Genomic DNA, 16,957 nt, shown 5'->3' on the forward strand with positions numbered 1-16,957 from the left:
GATCCTGAACTCCATTTGTGCTCCATCAGGGTGCATATGGCCTCATTTGCTATATATTATTTTGATTCGATATGCTGAACAGAATTATCCGGTTCTCTGTGAAGAACAAACTGGTAATTGGAATATTCATGCTGCTGTGGGTGATTTACGGCACTTATGAAGTCACCCAGTTGCCCATTGATGCCGTTCCCGACATTACCAATAACCAGGTGCAGGTCATTACCACCGCGCCGTCACTAGGCGCCGAAGATGTGGAGCGCCTCATCACTTTTCCCATCGAGCAGGCCATTAGCAACATTCCCGGCCTCAAAGAAAGTCGCAGCATGTCCCGTTTCGGGCTTTCGCTCATCAGCATTGTTTTTGATGACGAATCCGATGTGTATTGGGCGCGGCAGCAGGTTACAGAAAGGCTCTCGCAGGTAGAAATCACTGATGATGCCAACACGCCGCAGCTCGCGCCGGCTACAACCGGGCTGGGGGAGATCTACCAGTATGTGCTGAAACCGAAAGATGGTTTTGAGAAAAAATATTCCCTCGCCGACCTGCGCACCACGCAGGATTGGATCGTACGCAGACAATTGCTCGGCACGCCGGGAGTTGCAGACGTGTCCACATTCGGCGGTGACCTTAAACAATATGAGGTGGCCGTGATCCCTGCTAACCTCAAAGCGCTGAACATTTCAATCAGTGACGTCTTCACCGCATTAAGCCGGAACAACCAGAATACAGGCGGTGCGTATATAGAGAAAGGTCCCACTGTAATGTATATACGAAGCGTCGGGCTGGCCGGTTCGATGGATGACATTCGCAAGATTGTGGTAAAGAATACGAACAACGGGACGCCGGTGCTCATCAGCCACGTTGCAGATGTGCGGCTGGGCTCAGCCATTCGTTATGGCGCGCTCACGATGGGGGGCAAAGGTGAGCTCGCAGGTGGGATTGTGATGATGCTGAAAGGCGGAAATTCTTCCGAGGTAATTAAAAGTGTAAAGTTGCGTGTAGCCGAAATCCAGAAAACATTGCCCGAAGGCATGGAAATCGAGCCGTTTCTGGACCGGACCAAAATGGTGAATAACGCCATTGGAACAGTAGAGCACAATCTGATGGAAGGTGCCCTGATAGTGGTTCTGATACTCGTTCTTTTCCTCGGTAACCTGCGTGCCGGGCTGATAGTGGCTTCGGTAATCCCGCTTTCCATGCTTTTTGCTATCACAATGATGAATCTTTTTGGCGTTAGCGGAAACCTGATGAGCCTGGGCGCGCTGGATTTCGGCCTGATCGTGGATGGGGCGGTGATCATCGTAGAGGCAATTTTGCATCACATGCATTTCTCCAAAAAATATGTCAATATAGAAAGGGTCACGCAGGCAGAAATGGATGAGGAAGTTACGGGCTCGGCATCACGGATGATGAATGCCGCAGTGTTCGGCCAGATCATTATCCTGATCGTTTATCTGCCCATTCTCTCGCTTTCCGGCATCGAAGGTAAAATGTTCAAGCCTATGGCACAGACGGTTGCATTTGCGGTCATGGGCGCATTCATTTTATCATTGACCTACATTCCCATGATCAGTGCATTGCTTATCAGCAAAAAGATCGTGCACAAACCTACTTTCTCAGACCGCATTATGACACGGCTGGAAAACGGTTATGCCCGGTTGCTGTCCGGTGCATTAAGGATCAGGGAAACGCTTGTCGTTTCAGCTTTTGCATTGTTCGGCTTTGCCGTGTTTTTATTTACACAAATGGGCGGAGAATTTATCCCGCAACTCGAAGAAGGTGATTTCGCCACTGAAACAAGGCTGCTCGTCGGCACTAACCTCAGCACGACCATTGACGCATTCAAAGTCATTTCCGAAAAGCTGAAAGCCGACTATCCCGAAGTTGAAAAAATAGTTTCCCGCATCGGCAGCGCCGAAATTCCCACTGATCCCATGCCCATTGAAGGCGGCGATATGATCATTGTTTTGAAGGATAAATCGGAATGGAAAAGTGCGGAAACATTCCCTGACCTGGCCAGCAAAATGGCCGCTACGGCGCAGGAAGTGATGCCCGGCGTTACAACCGGCTTTCAGTATCCGGTCCAAATGCGTTTCAACGAGTTGATGACCGGGGCCAAGCAGGATGTAGTTTGTAAAATATTCGGGGAAGACCTCGACAAGCTTGCTGCCTATGCCGAGCAACTGGGCGGCATTTCCAAAACCGTCGCCGGAACTGCGGATTGGTACATTGAAAAAGTAACCGGGATGCCGCAGGTCGTGATTGAATTCAACCGGGATGAAATTGCGAAATATGGCATGAACATTGACGACGTAAACCGCACCATTAACGCAGCTTTCGCCGGAGCCGCCGCTGGGCAGATTTACGAAGGCGAAAAGAAATTCGACCTCGTCGTACGGGTGGGTAGCGAAGGCCGGAGGAACATTACTGATGTCCAAAACCTGCTTCTTACCACGCCCGGCGGCATTCAGATCCCGCTTTACCAGGTCGCCAGCATTCAGGAAGTGGAAGGCCCGAACCAGATCCAGCGCGAGAATACGCGCAGGCGGATCATTGTTGGTTTCAATGTCCGGGGGAGAGATGTGCAGTCGATTGTGGAAGAGTTGCAGGATAAGGTGGACGCGAAAATGAAATTCGAGTCTGGGTACAGCATTACTTACGGTGGTGCATTCGAGAATCTACAACAAGCAAAGTCCCGGCTTATGATTGCCGTCCCCATCGCGCTGCTATTGATATTCATCATGCTTTATTTTGCATTTTCTTCGGTGAAAGACGGTTTGCTGATCTACACGGCCATTCCCCTTTCGGCCATTGGCGGCGTTTTTGGGCTTGCGTTGCGCGGGATGCCGTTCAGTATTTCGGCTGGCGTCGGCTTCATTGCATTGTTTGGCGTAGCGGTGCTCAATGGCATTGTGCTCCTTTCCGAGTTCAACAGGATCCGGAAGGAAGGCTTGATCCAAGATGCATGGGAAGTGGTGATGACCGGCACGCGCAACCGCCTTCGCCCGGTGTTGATGACAGCCTCGGTTGCTTCACTCGGGTTTTTGCCAATGGCGCTCAGCAATGGTGCAGGTGCGGAGGTGCAGCGCCCGCTGGCAACGGTGGTGATAGGCGGGTTGATCAGCGCCACATTACTTACGCTTTTTGTGCTGCCGGGTTTGTATTTGCTGTTTGATAAAAAACCAAAGATCAAAGGGCTTCAACCAGCATTAACATTGCTGCTGATTTGCTTTGCCCACATTGGTTTCTCCCAAACCGCGCAAACGCCCATTGGCCTGGACTCTGCCATTCAGTTGGCCCTGAATAAAAATTTGCAGGTAAAAAGCGACCGGCTGGCTGAAAACGCAAGCGAACGCCTGCAATCCAGCTCGGTTGATATGGCTAAGACGAATGTCAGTGCAGATTACGGCCAGGTCAACAGCATTAACAATGACAACCGCATCGGGATCAGTCAAACATTCAGTTTCCCAACCGTTTATGCCAATCAACGGAAAGTGCTGGAAGCTAATTTCCTTGCCACCCGGGCCACCACAAGGCTTACCGAACAGGAAATCCGCGCCAATGTGCGCCAACTGTTTTTTGAATATACCTCCCTCACCGAACGCAGGCGGTTACTTGTTTACGCAGACAGTGTTTACCGGTTATTTGAAACAAAATCCAATCTCCGTTTTGAAAAAGGGGCTGCCAATGTTTTGGAAAAAACAGCCGCCGAAACACGCAGGCAGCAGATTACCAATCAATTAAACTTGATTAACAATGAGCTGGAAATCACGGCCAGACAGTTTAATTTCCTGTTGCAGGATTCAAAATCCTACGCGCCAAAACTGGATCGTGCCAAGATAAATGACCCGCTGACATTATCCGACTCGACTGCTATTCAAGAGCTGCCGTTGATGGAACTGGCTCGTCATCAGCAGGATGCAGCCCGTTATCGTTGGCAAACGGAAAAGTCGAAACTCCTGCCGGATCTTACCATTGGCTATAACAATCAGACGCTGATCGGGCCGCAGGTCGTGCGGGGGCAGGAGCTTACTTATGGTGCGGGCAAAAGGTTTGGCTATGTCAGTGCGGGCATTGGTATCCCGTTGTTTTTCAAAGCCCACAATGCCCGTGTGGCTGCTGCAAAACTCGATTGGGAAAGGAATCAAAAGCAATCGGACCTGATCAGTTTGAGGCTGCGTAATGAGCTCGATAATGCCAGTCAGCAGATCCGGAAATTCCGGCAGAGCCTGGAATATTACGAAGGCCAGGGACTCAAAAACGCAGACTTGATGATTACCACCGGCGACCAGCGATTCCAGGAAGGCGACATTGATTTTCTGCAATGGGCCCTTCTCGCCGACCAGGCGATCACGATTAAAAACGAATATATCAATGCATTGAACAGCTATAACCTGGCTGTGATCGAATGGTTGAAACTGAATAATTTATAACATGAAGATGAAAAATCATATCATTATTTGCCTGAGCTTGCTGCTCCTATTTTCCTGCACAGATAAGGAGTCAAGGGAAACCGAACAGCCGGAAAGCGCCGCCTCGGACTCCGCACAAACGGAAAAAATGGTGTCCATCAGCGATGCCCAGCAGAAAAGCGTGGGCATAGAAGTGGGTACACCGGCGATGGAAAATATCAGTGGCGTATTATCGCTGCAAGGGAAAATCGACGTGCCGCCCCAAAGCACGATAAGCCTTAGCTTTCCGCTCGGCGGCTATCTGAAATCCACCAAAATGCTTCCGGGCATGCACGTGCGCAAGGGCGAAGTGTTGGCCGAATTGGAGGATATGCAGTTCATCCAGCTCCAACAGGATTATCTCACCGCCAGGGAAAAACTCCTCCTTGCAGAGTTCGAGTTTACCCGCCAGCGCGACCTGAATGCAAGCAAGGCCAGCAGTGACCGTGTCTTTCAGCAAGCCAGGGCCGAAATGGAAACCCAGCGCATACTGGCCAGCGCCTTGGCACAAAAACTCGAAGTGATCGGGATTGATCCGGCTCATCTTAAAGCCGACAGGATTTCTAAAAGTGTGTCCATTAAATCGCCTATTAATGGTTTTGTTTCCAAAGTCAATGTTAATGTGGGCAAATACACCGCGCCTACGGATATGCTGTTTGAGCTTGTGAATCCGAACGACATTCATCTGGTTTTGAATGTGTTTGAAAAAGACCTCGGCGCGTTGTCGGTAGGCCAGCGCGTTACCGCATTTACCAATGGTGACCCGTCCAAGAAATTCCAGGCAGAAATTATCCTGATCACCAAAAGCCTCGACCAGGACAGGATGGCGGAGGTGCACTGCCATTTTGCAAAATACAATTCCGGGCTCGTGCCAGGCATGTTCATGAACGGCGAGGTGTCGTTCAGTAGTAAAAAAGCACTTACCGTTCCCGAGGATGCGCTTGTGCGCTGGGAGAACAAATTTTACGTTTTCACCGACAATGGCAGCGGCAATTTTGAAATGATCCACGTCAAACCCGGCGTCATTAACCAGGGCAAGCAACAAATTGAAGCAACCGGCATCGACGACAGCACCAGGCTCGTTGTGAAGAACGCTTACGCATTGCTCATGAAGATCAAGAATACAGAAAAGGATGGCTAGGGTTTATTGTTATAGTGCAAACAGATTCGAAAAATTGCAAACGTTTGCATAAAATTCAACAAAAGTTTAAAATACAGGACAAAACCGCTTTATTTGTATTTGAAGGCCTATTTGTTTCAAAATATAATTAGAAAAATAAGCTGGGTTTGAAAAAGTAAAATTTAAACAAAAAATACAAATGTCGAATAGATCCGGACGAATCAAAGTTGCCATCGTTGGCGTTGGAAATTGTGCGAGTTCATTGGTGCAGGGCGTTGAATATTATACCAAGTTTTCCGAGCTTAAATCGGGATTAATGGCAGATGATATCGGGGGTTATAAAGCCGCAGATATTGAATTTGTCTGCGCTTTTGAAGTGGATGAAAGAAAGATCGGTTTGCCTTTGAGAGAAGCCATTTTTGCCAAACCCAACTGCACAATTGTCCTGAATAGTGACATCAAATCCGATGCGCCCGTGTACACGTCGCCCGTCCTGGATGGTGTTTCGGCACAAATGGCAGCATACCCGGCTGAAAACCGTTTTGTGATCAAGAGTGAGTTGGCAGAAACGGATCTCCTGGCCCAAAGCGAGCAGTATAATAAAGATTTGGTAGCCTCCATGCGCAGTAAAATAGTTGCGCAGCTCCGGCAGCATGAAGCAGAAGTGCTGATTAACTATCTGCCGGTTGGATCACAGCTGGCAACCGAATTTTACGCTGAGATCTGCCTGGAACTGGGCATCTCGCTGGTCAATTGCATCCCGGTTTTCATTGCTTCTGATCCACAGTGGGAGCAGCGTTTCGTTGATGCAGGCATTCCGATCATTGGCGACGATATGCGCAGCCAGTTTGGTGCCAGCATTGTCTCTCAAATGTTGCAGGAACTCGCTTTCGAGCGTGGACATCATGTGAAGGCGCACATTCAGCGAAATGTAGGCGGCAACACCGACTTTCTGAATATGGAAGATAAAGCGCGGCTCAAATCAAAGAAAATCTCCAAAGAGAATGTCATCCGCGCGCAAAACGACATTCGCGGCATTTCCACGCAGGACAGCTTCCTGCACGCGGGACCGTCGGAATACATTGCTTATTATGGCGATAATAAGGTGGCCAATTTCCGGCTGGAACTCGAAGGATTCATGGGAGCGCCTGTGATCCTGGACGCGCAGCTCTCGGTTCAGGACTCGCCCAACTCTGCGGGCGTGGTCATTGACGCCATTCGTTACGTATATGTAGCGCGGGAAATGGGGCTTGTGGGTGCATTAAGAGGCCCGTCCGCTTCAACCCAAAAAACACCGCCCGAGCAAATGATGTTCAGCGATGCCATTTATGAATGCCATGCCCTTGCTAATCGCAAGCTTACCGACTCTACACGCAAGCAGCTGGCGAAAACGGCCATAGCAGAGTAGTCAATGTATAAATACGCATCGATATCCTGGTTTAAGCTTTCCTAACCCGGGTTTCGTTTGCATTACTGACCATTTCTTCTGAATATTCGTTGCCTGGATAATGTGCACATGGTCCAGGCAACGGGAAGAAATCGAAGTTTAAAATCGTTGTCGAAAATGAAAGTGTTTGTTGTTGGTTCGGGTAAGTTGGCAAGTGCAATCCTTTCGGCCGCTGCGACCTTTCAAAACTGCGGGCTCATTCCCTGGGAACCTGAATTTCAGCAAACAACGGAAAAGGCAATGATCCTGCATTGCGGTTCCGGGCGACAGATTGCTGATTGCATAAGGTTCTGCCAGCAAACAGGTTCTGCTTTCATTGAGCTCTCCACTGGCCTGGAAACGGAACATATGACACCCAGTTGTCCACTCATTATTTGTCCGAACACTTCCATGTTAATGCTCCGGACGATGGCTATGTTAGGTCAGTTTGGAAGGCATTTCAAGGATTATCAGATTTCCATCACAGAATCGCATCAGGCCGCGAAACAGACCGAGGCGGGGACGGCTTATAATTTTGCCGAGTCGCTCGCATTTCCGGTTAAAAAGATTGTTTCCGTGCGCGATCCGGAAACGCAATCAGCCGAAATCAGCATTCCGGATGAATTTCTTGGTAAACACGCTTATCATAAAATCACTATCCAGGATGGCAATGATACATTGACCATTGAAACAAAAGTCCTTGGCCATGCGTCCTATGCCGCCGGCGTAAGGCAGATTATTGATTTGATAATGAAAACTGACCTGGAAAACAGGCGCTATAATGTTCTGGAATTAATGCAATAGCAACAAGCACATGAATACGAAAGCATCCTTTTTTGATAAGAAACTGATGATTAGCTCCATGATCGTGATTGTCGGCAGCGCGATTGCTGTTGCGGTTATCAAGGGCGCGGAAAGCATTCATTTACCCTACATTGTTGCCGTGCTGACCGCCGTTTCTTTGGGATTTGTAGAGCCCCGTAAAGGCTGGTTTTTGGCATTGTTACAATGCACCCTTATGCTGGCAGGCTACTTCCTTTTTACCGATTTACCCGAAAACAAAGCCCGGCAAGAGCTCGAAAATTTCAGTCTGTATGGCTCGCTCATCCTGACATTCGTTGCCAGTTTTTTGGGTGGTTTCATCAAACGAGCTTTCAATACTTAGGAAGCGACCGCTCTTACAAATACTTTTTCATATAATTAATAATATGCGTCCAGTCGCCGGGGAGCACGCTGTGTCCGCCGTCGTGCATGAAGTAACCGAGCTCATTCATGAGTAAGGAGGTGTCACCCGCGGCAGGCATAACCTGCGTTTCGGGGCCTTTTTCCTTAAATAATTTGTAAACCGGAGCCGCCGCAACAGCCGCTAAAAACTCGCCTTTCGGATCCGACCAGTAGTCGGTGCTGCCTGTTTGGAGCAGCAATGGTCTGGGTGCAATTAGAGATATCAGCATATGTCCGTCCACGGGCAAGCTGTTTACATTGGCCGCATAGTCATGGTATTTGGGCGCAAACTGATATAAATACCGGCTCGGATCAGAAATGTGCTGGATTGTTTCGCCATAATGCCGCCTGCTCAGCGCCGCGCCGCCTTCGCCGGAAATGCTGGCGATAATGACTTTGTAACGCGGATCATGCGCCCCCGCCCATAGCACTGTTTTGCCCAAACGCGAAGCACCTTGCAATGCAACGCGCTTACTGTCAATCGATTTGTCCGTTTCGAAATAATCCATAGCACGGCTCAGTCCCCAGCCCCATGCTGCTATGGCGCCCCACTCGTCGGGTGCGGTCTGTGTTTGTCCGGGTTGTAAATAAACGCTGCGGATCCCGTGCTTGATGCCATCTTTGAAATCCGGCTCAATATCGCCGTAATAAACCGTTGCAAACCCAAAACCGGCATCGATAAACTGCTCCACATTCATTTTTCCAAATGCCGTAGGCTTATCTGCTTTCACACGCTGGCCTTCTTTATTCCAGACATTGCCTATCATTAATCCAGGATCATCAATCAGCTGATTATAAGCAATGAATGAAATGTTCATCAGCAACGGAACAGGTTTGGACGCCGCCGCCGGTGTGTATAGGACCAGGTTCATTTTATGGTCTGCTGTGTCTTTGGTAAAGTAAACCGTAACCTGCTTGCGGGTCGCTTTCCCATTGAATGCAGGCGTTCCTTTATCAAAAACTGTAATGTGCATATCCGCCGGGCGACCAGGCATTTTACCAAATTGTGACTCTTCAAACAACTTCACAATTTCTGGCCGACGCTTTTTTGTCCAAACCTCCGCACTGGTCACTTTCTGCCCGTCATTGGTTTTCAGTGGATCGGGCAGGGTGTAAGTGCCTACTGAATCTTCGGAATAATTCACCGGAAAACCGGCAACCATGGTCGGGCGGTTCGCGACTTGCTGCTGCGCGGTCCCCAGGTGGCCAACGGACAAAAAACTGCCTGCTAACCACCATGTAGTGGCCGTGCGGAACGGGAGTTTTGAAAAAAAATTCATTGAACTATTTTTTAATTATTTTAACATTATATAAGACACATCCCATGCTTTTGCCGATAATGTAGCATTGACACTTATTAATTCCAAAATCCAGAAAAGCGGTGACAGACGTGTACAGCACTTATTCCGAAGAAACATTGATGAAACTCATTTGTCAGTGTGACGAAGAACTGGCCTTTCGCGAATTATACAGGCGTCACGCGCGGCTGCTCGTTCACATTGCTATAAGGAAGACGGGACTGAAATCTATCGCCGAAGATCTTGTGCAGGAAACATTTGTCAAATTCTGGCTTGGCAGAAACAAGTTCGACATTCAGAAAAATATCCAGGCTTACCTGAATGGCATGCTGAAAAACAGCATTATCAATTACTTCCATCAAGAGCAGAAAAAAAGAACGACCACATTCCTGGACGATGAAGAGGTGCTCGACAATGACACCAGCGAATATCTGGAATTCAATAATCTCCATGAATTTTACGAGCAATCACTGCTCAAACTGCCGCAGAAATGCCGTGAGGTTTTTATCCTGAGCCGGAAAGGCTATTCGCTTAAAGAAATCGCAGCTTCCATGGACATCTCTGAAAAAACCGTTGAAGCACACATCAGCAAAGCGTTAAAAATCCTTCGCGTAGAAATGAAGGATTACATCGCATTTGCCGTCCTTTTTCTCCCGGTAATTTGACCGATCCAATTTTTTAAAAAAAAATTTACATTTCGACTAAGGGTTGCGCAGGTATTTGATAGACTGTACTATTGAAACCTGTTAATAAGTGTAAAGTCTACACCTAATGAAGCACCCTAAACCTTCATCCGAAATTTTAAGAAAATACCTGAGCGGCACATGCAGTGATGCCGAAAGTCAGGAGGTGAATGATTGGTATCAAAGTCTGGACGCGGAACATCCGGAACTTTGGACGGGCACAGAAGAGGAAAATCTGTACAACCGCATTCAGGTGCGGATCGCTGAAACGGAAAAAACGCTTTTAAAGCCTGCTCGGATGGCGACGTTATGGACCTTCGCACTCCGGGTTGCGGCGGTGTTGTGTATCGGCCTGGGCATTGGTTATTATTTATATTTAAAACCAAATAAAACAGTTTCCGAAAGAAGTGCATCGGTTTCCGACTGGATGAGTTTCAAAAACCTGGAAAAGAAAGTGAACCGTTACACCCTTCCCGACAGCACGACGGTTTGGCTGAGCCCCGGCGCGACTTTGTCTTATGCCCAAGCATTCACGGAGCGAAAAGTGCGGTTTTCGGGAGAAGCTTTTTTCGATGTGACGCCTGACAAGCTGCATCCGTTTGAGATCATCTCAGGTGATATGAAAACCCGGGTGTTGGGAACAAGTTTCAATGTCCGCGCCAATGCCGGCGAAGCAACTTGCCAGGTGACGGTCGTTACAGGCGTGGTGGAAGTAGAATCGGTGAAAGAGAAAAAACCGGTGGTTTTGCGGCCGGCACAGCAAGTGGTTTTTGCCAAAAACAGCAATGCATTAACTGTCAAGACATTGCGTGAAAACAACGAAACCAAAGAAGCCTGGCAGAGCGTCTCCCTGGTATTCGACGAGGCGCCTATGGAGGAAGTGGCTGAGCGTTTGGGCAGGATCTTCAAAGTCAGCTTTGTATTCAAAGATCCGCAGATCAGGAAGTGCAAATTAAAAGTGGATTTCAATAACCAGCGGCTTGCCGAAATTCTCGATATGATCGATGCCTTGTTAGGAACGACTTACGAGATAGAGGGAGACAAAATTACGTTTGGCGGCGAAGGCTGTCATTAAGAAGATGCGGTTCATTAACTCGCCCTGAGGCAGTTAAGCAGGATAGTGATTGCTAACATTTTTAACCGATTCACTGTAAACTTATGAAAAAACCTTTTCATCCACGGCATGGATTGCTACTCAAAATCATGCAAATGACAATCTACCAACTATTATGTATCGGCCTCTGCTCGGCAATGGCCTTTGCGCATAAGTCACCGGCCCAGGAACTCCTCAACAAGGGCGTTACGCTGGAATTGAAGAATGTGATTTTGAATGAAGCACTGATCAAAATCGAGAACGAAACGAAGGTGAAATTCGCCTATTCCAGCAACCTCGTAAGCTTGCAGCACATTGTCAGCATTGAAGCGCGGAAAGAAAAGCTGGACGCCGTGCTCGACCGCCTGCTGACGCCGCTCGCCATCGCTTACCGCGTCAAAAACAACCAGATCCTTTTATCCAGATCGGCCAAGAAAGCGACCTCGCTGCAAACCGCTGACGAGCCGACCATCGCGCCGGTGGTGGCGGATATTACGGTGAGGGGAACGGTCAAGACGCCGGAAACCAATGAGCCGCTGCCGGGTGTGAGCATTATTTTGAAAGGGTCCCAAAGAGGAACGACGACCGATGTTTCAGGTAATTTTCAGATCGACGTTCCGGATGGCAACGCCGTGCTGATCTTTTCATTTGTTGGCTATCTGTCTCAGGAAGTGAAAGTTGGCAATGCTACGGATTTGAAAGTGGATTTGATCCTGGACACAAAAGCGCTGGATGAAGTGGTGGTTGTAGGCTATGGAACGCAGAAAAAATCAACATTAACGGGCTCCATAGCATCCGTGAAAGGAAGTGAAATTGCGGAAAACCCGGTCCCTAACATTTCCAATTCCATCGCAGGACGAGTTGCCGGTGTGAGCATGCGCCCGAACGGCGGACAACCAGGCAGTGACTCCCCGGCCATCTACATTCGCGGGATTGGCACAACAGGAAATAACCGCCCGCTGGTCGTTGTCGACGGCATTATCCGCGATAATGTAAACCAGATAGATCCGGGGTCGATTGAAACTGTAACAGTGTTGAAAGATGCCGCGGCAGTTGCACCTTATGGCTTGGGAGGTGCAAACGGCGTTTTGCTCATTACCACTAAAAAAGGCGCAACAGGCGCTCCAACATTAACATTGAGCAGTTACTATGGCACGCAGACGCCCACTTATTATCCCAAGTTGCTGAGCGCGCAGGATTATATGCGTCTTAAAAACGAAGCCTATCTGAACGAAAACCCAACCGGAGCGCAACTTCCGTTTGCCACGGATTTGGTTGAAAATTACATTAATCTCAACCGCGAGGATCCCGACAAATATCCGATCAGCAACACCAAGGAACTCGTTAATATGAATGCGCCGATGCAGAACTACACATTGCAGCTCAGCGGCGGATCGGAGCGGATCAAATATCAGACGGGGCTGGGCTTCCTGAAACAGAATGGCATGTTTGATCCCGTTAAATATTCGCGTTACAGCTACAACATCAACATTACGGCTGAGGCCACAAAAACGACAACAGTTTCGCTCTCACTGATCGGCGCCGTGGAGCGCGTTTCTTCTGTGGACACGGCCGTTTCGGCGGCTAACCTTTTCCGGAATGGTTTCAAATACATTCCCACGCGCAGCCTTTATTACAGCAATGGTTTGTGGGGAGAATTTGCAGGAAACTCGCCGGTGGGCATTCTGAATGCGGGTTATACCAAAAACAATAACTCCACTTTACTTACCACGATCGCCATCGAACAAAAGCTGCCTTTCATCAAAGGGTTGAGCGTGAAAGGAACATTCAGCTACGATCCGATGACGCGCACCAAGAAAGGATATCATAAGCCTTTTTACTACTACACCCAGGATCTGAACACAACGCCCTACACTTACAAAAGGGAAATTTCAACTTCCGAAGGTGGAGCCGCGGCATTCTCCTGGCTGGCACAGCAGTTTATCAAAACACAAACGTTTACATATCAGGGTTACCTCAATTACCAAAACACATTCGGCAAGCACGACTTCACCGGTTTGCTCGTTGCCGAAGCCAGGAACAACACTTATGAGCTGTTTTCCGCACGCCGGAACAACTTTGCCGTGGACGTGGATGAGCTCAATATGGGAAGCTCCAACAAGAACGATTTCGACAACGGCGGCACTTCGTCAACCGGCAGCCAGATCGGTTATGTCTATCGCGTAGGTTATGCTTATGCCGGGAAATATTTGCTGGAAGCGTCAGGCCGTTATGACGGACATTATTACTTCGCACCGGGCAAAAGATGGGGTTACTTCCCTGCATTCTCAGCGGGTTGGGTGGTTTCGGAAGAAGGTTTTCTCAAAAATTCAGTGAGCTGGGTGGATAACCTGAAAGTGCGCGGATCGTGGGGGAAATCGGGTAACCTGGCGGGAACGGCGTTTCAATATCTGACGGGCTACAACCTCAATGGCAATGCATATGCATTCGGAACGGGATCCATGGTACAGGGCGCTATCGTGCCGAATGAGGCTAACCAGAATATTACCTGGGAAATTTCTACCAAAACGGACATTGGTATCGAAGCGGCATTTTGGCGTGGCATGCTGACCCTGGAAGCCGATTATTTTCATGAAAAACGCACCGGAATGCTGCTGCCTCCTGCCGTAAGCGTGCCGGTTGAATACGGCCTTGCGCTCGCAGACGAGAATGGCGGGATCATGGAAAACAATGGTTTTGAGGTAAGTGCAGGCACCAATCACCGCCTGTCAAACGGGCTGCGACTTGGGCTGAATGCCAATGTTAGCTTTGCCAAAAACAAAATGATCAAGGTTTATGAAACGGCTGCCACGCGGAACAATCCCAACCGCAGCCGCACAGGCCGCCCGCTAGGAACACAGTTCGGCTACAAAACCATGGGCATTTTCAGCACGGAAGACGACACCAATGACGACGGGCTCATCAATGCTGCCGATGGTTATAACATTACGCAGTTCGGAACATTGCGCCCTGGCGACATTCGCTATGCAGACATCAGCGGCCCGAATGGCACGCCCGATGGAAAAATCGATTCCAATGATGAAACCGTGATTGGTAACCCCGTCTACCCGTTCCTTACTTACGGCTTGAACGCCACTGCGAGCTGGAAGGGATTCGACGCCAACCTGTTTTTTCAGGGATCGTCCATGGCCGACCTCGACATTCGCCAGTTCCAGACCATTCCTTTCAATAACAACAACAGCAATTCCAGCTACGAATATTACGACAACCGCTGGACGCCCGAAACCCAGGATGCCCGTTACCCGCGCGCCAACCAGGCGCCTTACGCGAACAATACGCAGCTGGCTGATTTCTGGATGCAGAACACCAATCATATCCGTCTGAAGACAGCGATTATCGGTTATACACTGCCTGCCAGTTTGCTCAAAGCCATCAAAATTCAAAATGTTCGCGTGTATGCTTCCGGGCAGAATCTGTTCACAGCCAGCAAGATGAAGTTTATGGACCCGGAAGTGGGTGCAACTGATCGGGAGACGGCTTATCCGAATCAAAAAGTGTATGTGTTTGGCCTTAATGTGACATTCTGATTTCAAAACACTGATAAAGACATGATGAAAAATATCAAACAAATCGTTTTGGCCGCTGCGCTCGGAATGTGCCTGACCACATCCTGTAAAGAGGATTTTCTGGAAAATCAGATCAAAAGCAGGCTTACCGACGATATCCAGTGGGCCTCCGAAGGCAATGCGGACCTTTTCCTGAATGACATCTACAGCGCGCTTTCCAACAAATGGAATTCGCCGGATAACCTGGATAATTTCACAGACGATAACGATGCCGGTTTTTACTGGAAATCGTATAGCTGGCGCCAGGGCATTGTGGACCCGGCCGTAAACCAGGGAACGCCCATGGACCACGCCAATGCCAATGCAACGGATTATGCCTCCTGGGGAGCAGGTTTTACCAAAATCAGGAAATGCAATTTGTTCCTGCAAAAAATAACCGAAAACGCAGCCAACTTTTCGGAGGCTTATATCAAGAAAAGGACGGATGAAGTGCGTTTCCTGCGGGCTTACTATTACAGCGAAATGTTCATGCACCTGGGTGGGCTTCCTATTATTACGGAGGTGCTGGACAGGAATGAAATGAGTGAGGAAGAGCTTTATAATGAGCGGAATACATTTGAAGAAACATTCAATTTTATTACCACGGAACTGGATCAGATCGTTACTAACAAGCTGCTGCCGGCGAAATACAATGCAGGCGATGCCGATGCAGGACGCGCAACACTGGGCGCTGCGCTCGCATTGAAAGGCTGGCTGGAATTGTATGCAGCGAGTCCGGCATTCAACACGGCCACGCCGCCGTCGGGCGCAGATCCTAACAAGTTGATCGCCTTCGGTAACTTCGACGCAAAACGTTGGGAGAAAGCTGCGGTGACCAATAAGAAGTTCATGGACACTTTTGGCGGCCAGTATGCATTATTCTCGGACGTTTCGGCGCTTTGGTGGGAAAAAAATGAATACAATTCCGAAATCATCTGGGACCGGCAGATCGTGCCCGTGATCATGGGCTCTAACTATGAACAATACGGCGGCCCGGTATGGATCGATGGCGTTTATTACACCTGGGGCAATTACTGTCCGACGCAGGAACTGGTCGACCAGTTTGCAATGGCCAACGGAAAACCCATTACCGACCCCACCTCCGGCTACGATCCGCAAAAGCCTTATGTGAATCGTGAAAAACGCTTTTACGACTTCATCGTCTATGACGGAGCGCCTTACAAGCAAGACTGGATGGCCAAAACCGACACCATTTTCACCCGCATTGATAAAGTAAGGCCTTCCAAAAACCAGATCGATTTTGGAACGGATGACGTAGGCAACACAGGTTATTATTTCAAAAAGAAAATCAATCCGCTGAAACCGAGAGGAGGCGCACAGAGCGGTCAGAACTTCGTTTATTATCGCTACGCTGAAGTGCTGTTGAACTATGCGGAAGCGCGGAACGAAGCGGCCGGGCCGGATGCATCTGTTTATGCGGCCATTAATGCGATCCGCAAAAGATCAAACCTGCCTGACCTGGCAGCCGGACTGACGAAGGAAACCATGCGCCAGGCCATTCGCCGTGAGCGCCGTGTGGAGCTATGTTTCGAAACCAAACGATTCTACGACATTATTCGCTGGGTTATCGCTGAGGATGTGATGAACAAAGATTTCCACGGAATGAAAATCACCAACTCCTCACCGAATGATAACAAAGGAAAATGGGTTTATGAAGTGGTAGGATTGAACCATCCGCACGTTTTTACCAAGAAAATGTACATGAACCCCATCCCTCAGCCAGTAATCGATCAGAACAAAAAAATAAAGCAAAATCCTGGTTACTAGCTGTTTATAGTTTGTTAATGTTAGCCCGGTCTGCTGCGAAGCAGGCCGGGCTTTTTTTATTTATCCTAAACAACATCGATAGCGAAAAAGTACAATTTAAACCTGCTGCTTTTTGTCACCTTTGGATATTTTGGATTATAACACATTGTGTCAATTTAACACTTTCGTTTAATTTCGAACATTTACTTTTGCCCTGTGCAATCGTTCCCGGTAACGTGTGCAGAAATAAAATCGAAAATTATCTTGCTTACCAGATTCTGTATAAATAGACTTGAACAGGGTTTCTATTGTACTTTATCAATGGATAA

General features: G+C 48.6%; 10 protein-coding genes. 9 read left to right on the forward strand and 1 reads right to left on the reverse strand.

Annotation, left to right across the window (positions count from 1 at the left end):
- Positions 1–71: 71 nt before the first annotated feature.
- From G395_RS0118415 to G395_RS0118435, 5 genes are all read left to right on the forward strand, one after another.
- Positions 72–4,433, forward strand: a complete 4,362-nt coding sequence (locus tag G395_RS0118415; protein ID WP_026631402.1) for a CusA/CzcA family heavy metal efflux RND transporter — start codon at positions 72–74, stop codon at positions 4,431–4,433.
- A gap of 7 nt (positions 4,434–4,440) precedes the next feature.
- The gene (locus G395_RS0118420) at positions 4,441–5,592 is read left to right on the forward strand and encodes an efflux RND transporter periplasmic adaptor subunit (protein ID WP_035361766.1); all 1,152 of its coding nucleotides are present in this window, start codon (positions 4,441–4,443) and stop codon (positions 5,590–5,592) included.
- A 178-nt stretch (positions 5,593–5,770) separates the two neighbouring features.
- Entirely contained in the window at positions 5,771–6,979 is a 1,209-nt protein-coding gene (locus tag G395_RS0118425; RefSeq protein WP_026631404.1) for an inositol-3-phosphate synthase, read from the forward strand.
- Between the two features lie 156 nt (positions 6,980–7,135).
- Positions 7,136–7,801, forward strand: a complete 666-nt coding sequence (locus G395_RS0118430; protein WP_026631405.1) for a dihydrodipicolinate reductase C-terminal domain-containing protein — start codon at positions 7,136–7,138, stop codon at positions 7,799–7,801.
- Positions 7,802–7,811: 10 nt separating this feature from the next.
- Entirely contained in the window at positions 7,812–8,162 is a 351-nt protein-coding gene (locus tag G395_RS0118435) for a hypothetical protein (RefSeq protein ID WP_026631406.1), read from the forward strand.
- A 13-nt stretch (positions 8,163–8,175) separates the two neighbouring features.
- On the opposite strand, the gene G395_RS29745 is transcribed toward G395_RS0118435, so the two are convergent.
- Positions 8,176–9,501 carry an alpha/beta hydrolase family protein gene (locus G395_RS29745; RefSeq protein WP_229204216.1) on the reverse strand — a complete coding sequence of 442 codons (1,326 nt, stop codon included), beginning with the start codon at positions 9,499–9,501 and terminating at the stop codon, positions 8,176–8,178.
- A gap of 110 nt (positions 9,502–9,611) precedes the next feature.
- On the opposite strand from G395_RS29745, the gene G395_RS0118445 reads away from it, so the two are divergent.
- The 4 genes from G395_RS0118445 to G395_RS0118460 all read left to right on the forward strand — a co-directional run bounded on the left by G395_RS0118445 (position 9,612) and on the right by G395_RS0118460 (position 16,649).
- A complete protein-coding gene (locus tag G395_RS0118445; RefSeq protein WP_211237789.1) occupies positions 9,612–10,184 on the forward strand; it encodes an RNA polymerase sigma-70 factor in 573 nt (190 codons plus the stop codon).
- A gap of 106 nt (positions 10,185–10,290) precedes the next feature.
- A complete protein-coding gene (locus tag G395_RS0118450; protein ID WP_026631408.1) occupies positions 10,291–11,277 on the forward strand; it encodes a FecR family protein in 987 nt (328 codons plus the stop codon).
- Positions 11,278–11,411: 134 nt separating this feature from the next.
- Positions 11,412–14,843, forward strand: coding sequence for a TonB-dependent receptor (locus G395_RS0118455; RefSeq protein WP_229204217.1), 3,432 nt, complete (start codon positions 11,412–11,414; stop codon positions 14,841–14,843).
- A 21-nt stretch (positions 14,844–14,864) separates the two neighbouring features.
- Positions 14,865–16,649, forward strand: coding sequence for a RagB/SusD family nutrient uptake outer membrane protein (locus G395_RS0118460; RefSeq protein ID WP_229204218.1), 1,785 nt, complete (start codon positions 14,865–14,867; stop codon positions 16,647–16,649).
- Positions 16,650–16,957: the final 308 nt, after the last annotated feature.

Source organism: Dyadobacter alkalitolerans DSM 23607 (assembly GCF_000428845.1).
In the GTDB taxonomy this organism is placed as follows: Bacteria; Bacteroidota; Bacteroidia; order Cytophagales; family Spirosomataceae; genus Dyadobacter; species Dyadobacter alkalitolerans.